Here is a 12,362-nt window from a genome sequence, read left to right as displayed (position 1 = left end):
TAGTACCTATCAGAACGCGCCGCGGATGTACTGCGGCTGGTAGGGAGCCTCGGTAACAGGAACGCCGAGCTTGTTGGCGGCGCGCAACGGCCAATATGGGTCACGCAAGGCAGCGCGACCGATCTCCACGGCGTCCGCCTGGCCACGGGTCAGGATCTTGTTCGCCTGCTTCGGCTTGGTGATGAGGCCCACGGCAGTGGTGGGCACCCCGGCCTTTGCTCGCACCTGCTCGGAGAACGGCACCTGATAATTGTCCTTCACCGGAATGGATACGCCGGGGATGATGCCACCGGTGGACACATCCACGAGGTCGACGCCATGCTCCTTGAGCATCTTGGAGACCACGATGGTCTGGTCAAGATCCCATCCGCCAGCGGCCCAATCGGTGGCGGAGACGCGCACCAGTACCGGCATGCTCTCCGGCACGGTGGCACGCACCGCATCCACGACCTCCAGCAGGAAGCGGGCACGGCCTTCCAGCCCACCGCCGTATTCGTCCGTACGCTCGTTGCACAGCGGGTCAAGGAACTCGGAGATCAAGTACCCATGGGCCGCGTGAATCTCAATGGCCTGGAACCCTGCCGCCACAGCGCGGCCTGCAGCCGCCGCGAATGCTCCCACAATGCCGTGGATCTCATCGACGGACAGTTCGCGAGGCTTGTTCAGATTGCCGAACTCAATCGGCGAAGGAGCCACGGTAGGCCAGCCGCCCGCTTCCTCGGGCACGCTCTGCCCCTCATATCCGACCGGGAAGCAGCCGGTGGACGCCTTGCGCCCGGCATGATTGAGCTGCACGGCGGCAACGGCGCCAGCGTTACGGATGCCGTCCACAATCCAGCGCCATGCGTCGATCTGCGCGTCCTCCCACAGACCCAGATCGCACGGCGAAATGCGGCCTTCCGGAGCCACGGCGGTCGCTTCGGCGATGATCATGCCGAAACCGCCGAACGCGCGGGACACGTAATGCTGGTAGTGGAACGGCGTGGGCTTGCCGTCGCGGGCAAACGCGGAATACGTGCACATTGGCGGCAGCCAGATGCGGTTGCGCACGGTCACATCGCGCAGCCCCATCGGGGTGAACAGTCCGACCTTGTTCTTCTTGCCCTTATCGGATTCCTTAGCCACGTTCTTGCCTTTCTTCTCTGTTTTGCCGCTCCTGGCAGCTGCGCCGCCGGCCTTGCCATTGGACTTGCCATTGGACTTCTTGCCGGAGCCTTTACCCTTCGTCTTGCCCGCATCGCCGTTCAGCGTATCCGCACCCATACCATCCGAATCAGATGCCGCCAACGTCACCGCTTTGAGCTCCGGGACATCGAATCCCCTGAAATCGAAATTGTTGTGCGTCAACGTATCGCCGCCCATGAATCCCCTCCATTAACCGGCTGAGATTGCGGATACCGCCGGCCAAAGTATGTTGTATCGCATTTATTGTAAAACGGGCGTCACCTCAATGAGGCAACGCCCGCAAACTATGTAATTGGCCTTTACAATTCGATCGGGCCGCTAGTGGTCTGCACCAGAAGTTCGCAGACGAATTGGCTGCTGCGCAGTCCCCTATACGTCCGGCTCCCCTTGCAGGGAGCCGGACAAGGCACACGCCAATGATTCCGTCACTGGTCGTCCGAGGAGCTTTCGCTTGACGTGGAGCCGCTGTTCGTGTTGTTCGAGGTATTGGAATCGGAATTCGAGTTGTTCGAATTATTCGAATTGCTTGAATTGTTGGAGTTATTCGAATTGTTTGAACGCTGCGTGTATGCACGTCCACCGATGCCCAACGTGGTGCCGCTGGCCGTGTACTTGGCCACCGGCTGCCCATAGTCGTTGTCGATCGGCAACTGCTTCTTGTCCGCATAGGCGTTCAGGAAGTTGCGCAGTGCAGGGGCGGCGATGGTGGAACCATCCCAGTAGCTGTTGTACACGCCGTTGATGCTCATGTTGGCGATACGGTGTGCGTACGGGTTCTGGGCGTCGCCGACCACGGCGAACGTAGCAATCTGGTTCGGAATGAACGAACCACTGGAAACCGCCAAATCCTCGGAGGTACCGGTCTTACCGAACGACTTGCGCCCGTTGTTGAGCTGGAAGTTGCGGCCTTGACCGTCGGATCTGGTCACACCTTGGTTCAGCGTGTAGGCCAGCGTCTGGATGATGTCCTTGTCTACCGCCTGATGGCAATTGGCGGACGGCACCTTGAGCTCCTGGCCGTCGCCATTGGTCACCTTGGAGATGGCGATAGGGTTGCACTGCACGCCGTTCGCTGCATACACGGCGAAGATGGAGGCCATGGTCAGCGGGGAGACGTTGACCGAACCGATCATCATGGACGGCGTGAAGGATGCGGTCTTGTCGATGGTCTCGCCGGTTTTGGCGTCATGGTAGCCAAGCTCGGTGGCGGTGTCCGCCACCTTGCACAGCTTCATGATGGAGCCCATCGAAGCTTGGGTGGTGTTATGCGAACGCACCAGACCAAGGAACGGGCTTTCAGGATTCACCGTGGTGCCGAATGCATTCTGCACCTTCCAAGAATCGGCGCCGCCAGTGTACCGGTCGCAGGCGAAGTCGGTCGTCGGATACACGGTGGCCGTCTGCAGGTTGTCGTTGATGGAGTGTCCGGCCTCCATCCACGCCACCAGATTGATGGGCTTCCACGAGGAGCCGATGGTCCAACCGGAGCCGCCGCCGTCCGCAAGATCGACAACGTAGTTCTGGCTGGTCTTCGTCGGATCGTTGGCTGCCTCAGGCGTGGCGTCATAATACCGGTTCAGACCAAAGCCGAGCACTTCGCCGGTACCCGGCTTGACAGCGGCCATCGCGATTTCCATGCCGCTGGAATCGTTCGGTGGAATCGTGTTGCGCGCAGTGTCCATCAGCATGGAGTTGGCGTCCACGTCGAGCGTGGTGACGATCTTCAGGCCACCTTCCTGCAGCAACTTGTATCGCTCTTCCTGGGTCTTGCCGAATTCCTCGGAGTTCTGGATGCGATGCACCACGTAATCGCAGAAGAACGCGTAGTCGCCGGTATCCTGGCAACCGACATTCACATTCTGTACTTTCAGCGTATCCTTCAGCGGAATGGCCTTGTCTTTCTTGGCCTCTTCCTGCGTGATGTAGCCTTCCTGAGCCATCAGGTCGAGTACGATGTTGCGCTGCTTCTCACTTTCCGCCTGGTTGCTTTCAATCAACGGATCGTATTGGTTCGGGTTCTTGGTGATCGAGGCGATGGTCGCCGCCTGAATCGGGGTCAGTTCGGAAGCGGACGTGCTGAAGTAACGCTGGGCCGCAGTCTCCACACCGTACAGGTTGCTGCCGAACTGGGCGATATTGAGGTATCCCTGCAGGATCTCCGCCTTGGAGTACTTCTTCTCCATCTGCACGGAGATGAGCATCTCGCGGATCTTTCGGGCAATGGTGTCCTCGGTGGCATGGTACTGGGCGATGGAGTCATCATCCTCGATGGCCTGCATGAGCAGCACGTTCTTGACATACTGCTGGGTCAGTGAGGAGCCACCCTGCTGGGATTTCTTCAGCATGTAGGTCTGCACAAAGGCTCGCATCACGCCCTGCACATCCACGCCGGCATGCGACCAGAAGCGGCGGTCCTCGCGCGCCACCACAGCCTGCTGCATGGCTTTGGAGATGTTCTTCAGGGGCACCACGATACGGTTCTGGTTGTAGAACGTGGCGATCACGGTCGTGCCATCGTTCGCATACATGGTCGACTTCTGCGGCAGGTTAGTCACGTCGAAGTCCACGTTCTCCACCTTCAACGAGGGGATGACCGCCTTGGCGGCCTTGTTCGCGCCGAACACACCCGGCACGAACAGCACGCTGGCCACCACGCCGCCGGACACGGCAAGCATGATGTACGCGAGCAGGAGGACAAACACACGACGAACTGTCAGGGACTTCTTTTTGGGCATGGGCCCCATTCTAAATGGCCCGGCGTACCAATCCAATGGCCCGCCCGCGTATCCAGTCAATCATCACAAGAACCGCACTAGCGTAACGTTTGCTGGACATCAGCCGAATACGCCGGGCCAATCATTTCGTCAACAAAATTGACATTTGCTTGCAGACTACCCCTCAGTCGGCTTCGCCGACAGCTCCCCTGACAAGGGGAGCCTGCGCATATCTATGCAACGTGCACAGCTAGTATCCCGCATCATTAATTCGTAATTATATTTTTCGGCCCCCTTGTCAGAGCTGGCCCGCAAAGCGGGACTGGGGGGCAGTCATTTCGTCAGCACAATCAGCGTCGTGAGCGGCGAATCAGCATACCCGGCTGGAAGATGATGATGGAGCGGCCATCGCGCGCGATCCAGCCGCGGTTCGAAAAGTCCATAAGCGCCTTGTTCACGGTCTCGCGACTGGACCCCACCAGCTGCGCGAGCTCCTCCTGCGTCAGGTCATGCGGCACTTTCAGCCCCTGTTCCACAGGCTCACCGAAGCGGGAGCCCAGATTCAGCAGGGTTTTGGCGAGTCTGGCGGGCACGTCCATGAAGACCAGATCGGAGATGCGCTCGTTGTTGGCCCGCTGGCGATTGGCCATGACCTGAAGCATGTCGATGGCCACGCGCGGATGCTCATCCAGCCAAGCGAACAAGGCATCATGTTCAAGCGAAACCACCCGCGTGCCATGGCTCATCGCCACGGCCGACGCTGTACGCGGGCCGCCGTTCGGGTCGAATACGGGAATCTCTCCCAGCACCTCGCCGGGGGCATGGATGGACAGCAGCTGCACGCGGTCGTCGGTGGATGTGCGGATCAGCTTGACACGGCCGCGCTCGAGCAGATACATGCGATGGTCCGTATCGCCTTCGGAGAAGATGTAATCGCCCTTGTCAAAGACCGCACGTTGCAGATGCGGGATGAGCTCCTCGGCCTCAGCGGGGGAAACCTGCTTGAACAGTGCCGTCTGCAGCAGAATGTTCTCCTCGTCGGAGAACATGTTCGGAGTCTCTACGCCCATCGCACCGTCCTTATTGCCTTACGCCACCTTCGGCCACTCGCACTATTGTAACGCGCCTCACACGAACCGTCAGGATTTGTTCACCAGCGACTGACGCGGCTGCCCCGGCCGATCTGGCCGGCCACCGGGCTCACCGCCCCGCTCGATGAGCCACGCGAGCAGATGGTCGATGACCTGCTCCCGGCGCAGCCCGGTCTGGCTTCTGAGCGGATCGACCCGTTTCACAACGGATTTCACCGCCTTGTCCGACATCTTCTCCCGACTGGTGTTGAGCACCTCGCCCATAGCCACGGCATCGATGTCATAAGCCAATGTGACATGATGCAGCACGGCTCCGGTAACCGCGCCGACCGTCTGGCTCTCGGCCCGCCCGTCCGCACCTGTTCCTTCAGAGGACTGCCGCGCCCCATCGCCCCGCACAACAGGGAACCTGCGTTGCGCCGCTCCCCCGATTTTGCCGTATTGTGAGGCGATGTCGTTCAGCCCCGAGAATCGCACGTCGAGTTTCAGCTCCCGCAACGCTTCGACCAGCCACCAGTCGCACAGTCGATAGGATTCCTCGATGCTGACGCCTTGCACGAAGTCAAGCGGCGCGTACAGGGAGTAGGTGATGGTGTTGCCAGGTTCGATGAACATCGCGCCACCGCCGGTGCATCTGCGCACCACGCTGAATCCGCGCTGCTTGGCGATGTCAAGGTTCACTTCATCGGGCGCCGACTGGAATCGCCCAATCACCACCGCAGGAGCCGCCCATTCCCAGATGCGCAGGGTCGGAGGCCGCAGGCCGGATGCGACCTCGCGCGCCCAGGTCTCATCGATTCGCATCTGCTCAGCGGGAAGTCGCGGCTGATCATGGATGACGGTGAGCTGCGGCAACAACTGCGCCCAGCGGGATGCGTAGTTCGCTTGATTGTCGGGCAGAACGCCGGCTGCCATTGCGGAAACGCTAGGTACCGCAGAGTGCTGAGCGGAGTCCTTATATATAGAGTCCTTATATATAGGGTCTTTGCGAATAGGAGCCTGCGGCATTACCGAGGTAAGCGATGCTGTTGACGCCACCGAGTGGCGCATGATCTGCTCCAAAGCCCGGGTGAAAGCGGTTTCGATGGCTTTGGCATCCGTGCCGATCAGATTGCAGTCAGGATGAGAGTCAATCACCGATTGCACTGACGCTCCAGCGACGAGCGCCTGTTCGATGGCCTGCAGGAACCCTGCCGACGCCAAGTCGTCCGACGCCTCCACAAAGAAATCGCCATCCAGTTTGCACGACCGCACGGCACCGTTTGGCCGCGCAGCACTATTCGATTGCACAGCACTATTTGGCGGCAGGGCACTGTTCGGATGAGTAGTACCGTTTGGCTGCATATCACCATCCGATTGTGCACTGCCATTCATCTGCAAGGTCACATTGACAGCCACCAACTTGCCGCCCGGCGTTTTCGCTTCACCTCGGCCCATTATCGTTTCGCCCACGATGCCCACCATAGCAAACAAACAAATCCGCCCATCCCCGGGACTGGGGATGGGCGGATGAGCAATAAGCGGACGCGTGTCAGATGCGGGCCAGAATGTCCTTGCCGACCTGGTCGGTGGTGCGCACGGTGGAACCGAGCTCCTCGATGTCCGCCTCCACAGCCGCATGAATCTTCTTGGCCGCGTCGTCGAAGCCGAGATGCTCGAGCAGCATGGCCGCCGACAGGATTGCGGCGGTCGGGTTGGCCTTGTTCTGGCCGGCGATGTCCGGAGCGGAACCGTGAATCGGCTCGAACATGGACGGATACTCGTCGGACGCATTGATGCAGCCGGAAGCGGAGTATCCCACGCCGCCCACCACGGCACCGGCTTCGTCGGTGATGATGTCGCCGAAGAGGTTATCGGTCAGAATCACGTCGAAGCGGGACGGGTTCGACACCAGGAAGATGGTTGTGGCGTCGATATGCAGGTAGTCGTGGGTGACCTCGGGGTATTCCTCGGCGACCCTGTCCACGATGCGCTGCCACATATCGCCTGCATTGACGAGCACGTTCTTCTTATGCACCAACGTCACATGCTTGCGGCGCTTCATGGCGAGCTTGAACGCATAACGCACCACGCGCTCCACGCCATAGGCGGTATTGATGGACACCTCGGTGGCCACCTCGTTCGGGGTGCCGCGACGGACCGCGCCGCCTGCACCGCAGTACAGGCCTTCGGTGCCCTCGCGCACGACCACGAAGTCGATGTCACCAGGGTTGGCCAGCGGCGAGGTGACGCCCTTGTACAGCTTGGAAGGACGCAGGTTCACGTACTGGTCGAGGTCGAAACGGAGCTTCAGGAGCAGGCCGCGCTCCAGAATGCCAGCCTTGATGCGCGGGTCGCCGACCGCACCGAGCAGAATGGCGTCGTTGGCCTTGATGCGCTCCTCTTCCTCCTCCGGAAGAATCGAGCCATCGCGCAGATACCGTTCGGCACCGAGATCGAACTGCTCGTATTCGAAGTCCGCGACACCTTCAGCGGCTTTTTCCAAGGCCTTCTGCGCCCACGGGGTGACTTCCTTGCCGATGCCGTCTCCAGGAATGACGGCGATTTTGTATGTCTTTGCCATAGTTCAAGGAGCCTAGTCGCGTGGTCATCTGATGACCCGAACCGGCTCAGCTGGTGGACATGGCCACAGTCCACGGCCGTAGTTCACAGCCGCAGTCCGCGGCCGCAGCCCACAACGTTGGCGGCTTAGTGAGCGATACCCATCACGCCCAAGCACCAAGCATTCTCATAGGAGACTTCCTCCCACTGCTTGTATCGCCCGGAAATGCCGCCGTGTCCGGCCTCGACCTCTATTTTGGCCACCGCATCCACACCGGCCGACTGCAGCCGCGCCAGCCATTTGAGCGGTTCGACATACAGCACGCGCGTATCGTTCATCGACGTGGTGATGAAGATGCGGGGGAACCGGGAAGCGGGCGCACCGGACTGAGCGGAACCTCTGACGCCATCCTCAGCACCAGCAGCCTCAGCACCAGCAGCCCCAACCACCGGCACAGGCACGTTCTCATAGGGCGTGTACGTTTTCATATACGCATACACGGCCGGGTCATGCAGCGGATCGCCCCATTCATCCCATTCGGTGACGGTCAGCGGCAGGTCGGGGTCGAGAATCGACGTGAGCGCGTCCACGAACGGCACATCCGCCTCAATACCCGCATAGCATTCCGGTGCCATATTGGCCACCGCACCCATCAGCAGGCCACCGGCGGAACCGCCGTTGGCCACTGTGCGACGCGGATCGGCCAGACGGGCCTCCTGCAGAACGCGCGTGGCATCGACGAAATCCTCGAACGAGTGCTTCTTATGCAGGCGACGGCCTTGCTCGTACCAGGCGCGACCCATCTCACCGCCGCCGCGGATGTGCGGCACGGCATACAGCACACCGCGGTCGAGCATGCTCAGACGAGCCACGGAGAATCCCGGGTCTGAGGAAATCTCGTACGCACCATAGCCGGTGATGAACATCGGGGAATCCTGCGCAGGGAAGTCGCGCCGCCACACCAACGACACTGGAATGCACTCCCCGTCTCGCGCGGTGATCCATACGCGACGCTCCATATAGTCACGCGGGTCGAAATCACCCAGCACGGTGGCGCGTTTGAGCAACGTGTCCTGCCCGGTGGCAGGGTCAATCTCATGCAGTTCGCCCGGACGGGTGTAGCTGGCGAACGAGTACCGCATGCGAGGCGCGTCATAGGAGGGATTGCCGCCGGTGCCGATGGTGTACAGGCGCCGGGTCTCGCCGGGAAGGTGGTCGTCGCTGGCCCCATCGAATGATGCGGTGTGATCCGTTGGCACGGCGGTGGGTTCTGTGCCATCGATGGACTGCACGGCACCATCCGCGTCGCCGGGCACATCGTCGTCCTGCAGATCCTGCCACAGCCGTTCACCATGGTCACCCGTCTGGTCGGACTGATCGGCGGCCACCAGATCCCAATCGTTCTCCAATGACGGCGGCAGCAGTTCCGTGAACCGCCACGGGCGTCCGGCCAGGAAATCCTCAGCGGCGGCCTGCTTGGTCATGTACGCCACATGCGGCTGGCCGTCGGAACGGTAGCTCAGCGTGACAAAATACCTATGCAAGCCGATGCCTTCAATGCCCAGACCGTGCGCACCCTGCAGAATCGCGGGATTCGCCGGATTGAAATAGGCCTCGGTAATCGGTCGGTCAGGTTCGCCATGCTCACAGCCATACGGCGAGCCGACAGCCACGCATACGCCTTCACCCAGACGGTATGGGGGCCGATGATTGCGCATGTCGATGACGTCGATTTCGAAATTCGGATTATCGGCGTTGTGGTACACCACCGCCAGAGGCACATCCTCGCCGCCTTCGCCGGCGCCCTCGAAGCATGCGAAGCTGACATCGTATTCCACGTCTTCCTTGCGGGGGATGAACGGCTGGAACTCGCCATCCGGCGTATCCACCGGCAGCATCCATACTTCGGTGCTGGTTTTCGAGCCGGTGCCGATCACGATGCTGCGCTCGTCGAAGCTGATGCCCGCCCCGACCCAGAACTTCTCGTCCGCTTCGCGGTACACGCAGACGTCCGATTCGACCGACGTGCCCACATGATGCCGCCAGATTGCGCACGGCCGCCAGGAGTCGTCGAGCTCGGTCCAGAACACCCACTGCCCGTCCGGAGTGAAGCAGGCCCCGCCGATGCCGGGAAACACTTCCGGCAGTTCCACCGGCTCACCACCCTGCGCGAGCGTGGCATCGAGGTCGCGGATGCGGAAATCGTAGCGTTCGTCGCCGCGCAGATCCACACCGTAGAGCATCCATCGTCCGTCATGGCTCAGATCCATGCCGCCGAGCCGGAAGAAGTCATGCCCCTCGGACTCCACGTTGGCGTCGAACACCACCTGCTCGCCCGGCATCGAACCGGGAGCGCCTTGCGGATCGACCTCCGGCGGGTCCCAATCGTCGGCGCCGCGCACCGGCATGCGGCACTGCACACCGTACTGTTTGCCTTGCTGGGTGCGCGTGAAGTACCAGTAGTCGTTGATGCGCGTGGGAACGGACATGTCCGTCTCCTCCACATGCGCCTTGAGCTCCTCGAACAATGTGCGCCGCAGCCCTGCCAGATGGGCCATGCGCGCCTCGCAGTATTTGTTCTGCGCGGCCACATAATCCCGCACATCGGCGGATTCCTTGTCGCGCATCCATTCGTAATCATCGTTGAACACGTCGCCGTGGAATTCACGGCGCTTGGGTTCACGTTTGGCCACTGGCGGCGTCGGCGTCATCGCTGCGCCTGATTCGGTCATTTCAGTCATATCACGCGATTGTACGCGCCGGTAAGGGACGAACCGGCACCGTCAACGACCCATACCACGCAGAATACGGACCAATCTGCGTTACAAGCCGCTAATCCGCGTTCTTCGCGTGCTCCTTGAGATACGGCAGCATGGTTTTGAGCAGGTTCGCTCCGGTGGTGCCAGTGAACACCGGCACTTCGGTGACCGGCATCGGCTGGGTCGACGTCAATCCCGCGACGGACGCCAGGCCGGGCGCCTCCTTCGGACTGAGCTGACGGATGGCGATGGCCAGCACGCGCCCGGGATACCGTTTGACGATAGTGGCGTACGTGGTGGGGTCCTTCTGACCATCATCGCCCACCAGAATGAACTTCATGTCCGGGAAATCCGCCATCAGCTGTTCGGCGAATTCCAGTTTGTGCTGCGGACCCGTGGGAACGAAGGTCTTGGGCCTCGGATCGAGGTCGCGAAGCAGCAGCGGCCCCTCCGGGAATCCGTGGTCGATGATGAAGTTGCGAATCGCGCTCTCCACATTCCACGGCGACGTGGACAGGTAGAAGAACGGGGCGTCCGGGAACAGGTCGGAGATGCGGGTGAACAGCACGCTCATGCCCGGCACGGAGGCTTTTTTCTTGGGATCGAGGAACAGCAGGTTGTAGGCGGCCTTCCACAGTACCGGGGCCTGGGTAATCATGATCGTGTCGTCCACGTCCGAGATGATGCCCACTTTGGCGCTGGCCGGGATGGTGTACAGATTCGCGCTGACCGGCTTGCGGCCGGGCACACTGTACGAAACGCGATGGATGCCCGCGCTCAGGCGGTGTTCTGCCACCAGATCCAAGTATCCTGCCGAATCGGAGATCGCGTATTCTCCGCTCATGTCGCGGGTGCGATCCACTTTGTCATAGACTTCGGAGACGCCGACCTGCACGGTGTTGAGCGGCGTGCCATCAATGCTGGCCTGCACATGCGTGCGGCCGGCCGGCACGGCCAGCATACCTCGGATGCCGCGCGTCAGCTCGCCGGACTGGCCGTGGGCGGGACCATATACGGTACGGCAGATCAGGCGCGAATAGTCGCCGGTTCCATAGCCCACATACGGTTCCACGCGCGGGAACCAGCCCCATCCGCGCACCACTTCAGCTGACAGATGCGACCACATGCCGAACGTACGAGTGATTGCCCGACGGATGAACCGGGTCAACGGCGGCTTGACTTCAAAGCGCTCCCGCTTCGATGGCGCATCGAATGTGGTGGTCGCCGCGCGCGCAGGAATCGGCACGGTAGGCATGTCGTCCGCCGGCGCAGGCGCACTGGAGTGATGCGGCAGATGCAATGACTCCAGACGCCTGCCAGCGGCTTCAAAATCCTCGCGTGGGCTTCTCATGCACCCCACTATAGGCCATGCATGCTATGAGTCGGCATCAGTCCAGCGGATGAACCGACCGACGAATGCCGACCCCACCGATTGGGCTACCGCACGGATCCATGAGATCCATGCGCGGACCGACCCCGCGTTGTTTTCGCAACATGTTTCACGGATTGTTTCACAACCCGCTCAGCGGATGATCTTGGCGTACTCCTCGGCGCTCAACAGCTCCGGCTCGTCGTCATCGAGCTCGACCTTGAGAATCCAGCCCTCGCCGTACGGGTCGCCGTTGATCACGGAGGGATCATCGGACACGTCGCGGTTCACGTATTTCACTGTGCCGGCCACCGGGCTGATCATGGGCTGCACGGCCTTGGAGGACTCCAGCTCCACGATTTCGTCGCCTGCCTCCACGCGGGAGCCGGGCTCGGGCAGATCCACGAACACGAGCTCGCCGAGCTGGTCAGCCGCGTATTCGGTGATGCCGAGGATGGCAAGGTCCTCATCCGAGCGATCCACCCAGACGTGTTCGTCGGAGTATTCGAGATGCTCGGGAATGTCGAGGTTCAGCGGCTGTTCGTTGTCTTCTGTTTCGCTTGTTTCGCTCATAGTGCCCAGCCTAGCAGCCTACAGCTCCCGCCCGAGCCACTCCTCAGGTTGACTACCCCTCAGACCCGCTTCGCGGGCCAGCTCCCCTGACAAGGGGAGCCAGAAAAGCATCTGCTGACGTAGGAACCG

The 12,362-nt window shown here is 61.2% G+C and carries 8 protein-coding genes; all 8 read right to left on the bottom strand.

Going from position 1 to position 12,362, the window contains the following annotated elements; translation table 11 throughout:
• Positions 1–9 precede the first annotated feature (9 nt).
• On the bottom strand, positions 10–1,362 hold the full coding sequence (locus BW09_RS03485; protein ID WP_181161734.1) for an NADH:flavin oxidoreductase/NADH oxidase: 1,353 nt from the start codon (positions 1,360–1,362) through the stop codon (positions 10–12).
• Positions 1,363–1,610: 248 nt separating this feature from the next.
• Positions 1,611–3,929: a transglycosylase domain-containing protein gene (locus BW09_RS03480; protein ID WP_140462609.1), complete on the bottom strand. Its 2,319-nt coding sequence runs from the start codon at positions 3,927–3,929 to the stop codon at positions 1,611–1,613.
• Between the two features lie 320 nt (positions 3,930–4,249).
• A complete protein-coding gene (locus BW09_RS03475) occupies positions 4,250–4,969 on the bottom strand; it encodes a Crp/Fnr family transcriptional regulator (protein ID WP_044090476.1) in 720 nt (239 codons plus the stop codon).
• A 69-nt stretch (positions 4,970–5,038) separates the two neighbouring features.
• Positions 5,039–6,334 carry a biotin/lipoate A/B protein ligase family protein gene (locus tag BW09_RS03470; protein WP_375137551.1) on the bottom strand — a complete coding sequence of 432 codons (1,296 nt, stop codon included), beginning with the start codon at positions 6,332–6,334 and terminating at the stop codon, positions 5,039–5,041.
• A gap of 187 nt (positions 6,335–6,521) precedes the next feature.
• Positions 6,522–7,553, bottom strand: coding sequence for a 3-isopropylmalate dehydrogenase (locus tag BW09_RS03465; protein WP_044090477.1), 1,032 nt, complete (start codon positions 7,551–7,553; stop codon positions 6,522–6,524).
• Positions 7,554–7,678: 125 nt separating this feature from the next.
• On the bottom strand, positions 7,679–10,273 hold the full coding sequence (locus BW09_RS03460; protein WP_140462608.1) for a S9 family peptidase: 2,595 nt from the start codon (positions 10,271–10,273) through the stop codon (positions 7,679–7,681).
• Between the two features lie 91 nt (positions 10,274–10,364).
• Complete coding sequence (locus tag BW09_RS03455; RefSeq protein WP_375137550.1) at positions 10,365–11,546, bottom strand: App1 family protein; 1,182 nt, start codon at positions 11,544–11,546, stop codon at positions 10,365–10,367.
• Positions 11,547–11,813: 267 nt separating this feature from the next.
• A complete protein-coding gene (gcvH, locus tag BW09_RS03450) occupies positions 11,814–12,233 on the bottom strand; it encodes a glycine cleavage system protein GcvH (RefSeq protein ID WP_140462606.1) in 420 nt (139 codons plus the stop codon).
• Positions 12,234–12,362: the final 129 nt, after the last annotated feature.

This window comes from Bifidobacterium sp. UTCIF-1, assembly GCF_006408915.1.
GTDB classification, from domain to species: domain Bacteria; phylum Actinomycetota; class Actinomycetes; order Actinomycetales; family Bifidobacteriaceae; genus Bifidobacterium; species Bifidobacterium reuteri.
Note: the sequence above shows the minus strand (reverse complement) of the source record. Positions and strands in the feature narration are given on the sequence as shown.

Bases quoted from the DNA above. Each gene is read 5' to 3' on its own strand.
- BW09_RS03485 (WP_181161734.1), bottom strand. From the start codon at position 1,362: ATGGGCGGCGATACGTTGACGCACAACAATTTCGATTTCAGGGGATTC.
- BW09_RS03480 (WP_140462609.1), bottom strand. From the start codon at position 3,929: ATGGGGCCCATGCCCAAAAAGAAGTCCCTGACAGTTCGTCGTGTGTTT.
- BW09_RS03475 (WP_044090476.1), bottom strand. From the start codon at position 4,969: ATGGGCGTAGAGACTCCGAACATGTTCTCCGACGAGGAGAACATTCTG.
- BW09_RS03470 (WP_375137551.1), bottom strand. From the start codon at position 6,334: ATGCAGCCAAACGGTACTACTCATCCGAACAGTGCCCTGCCGCCAAAT.
- BW09_RS03465 (WP_044090477.1), bottom strand. From the start codon at position 7,553: ATGGCAAAGACATACAAAATCGCCGTCATTCCTGGAGACGGCATCGGC.
- BW09_RS03460 (WP_140462608.1), bottom strand. From the start codon at position 10,273: ATGACTGAAATGACCGAATCAGGCGCAGCGATGACGCCGACGCCGCCA.
- BW09_RS03455 (WP_375137550.1), bottom strand. From the start codon at position 11,546: ATGCCTACCGTGCCGATTCCTGCGCGCGCGGCGACCACCACATTCGAT.
- gcvH (WP_140462606.1), bottom strand. From the start codon at position 12,233: ATGAGCGAAACAAGCGAAACAGAAGACAACGAACAGCCGCTGAACCTC.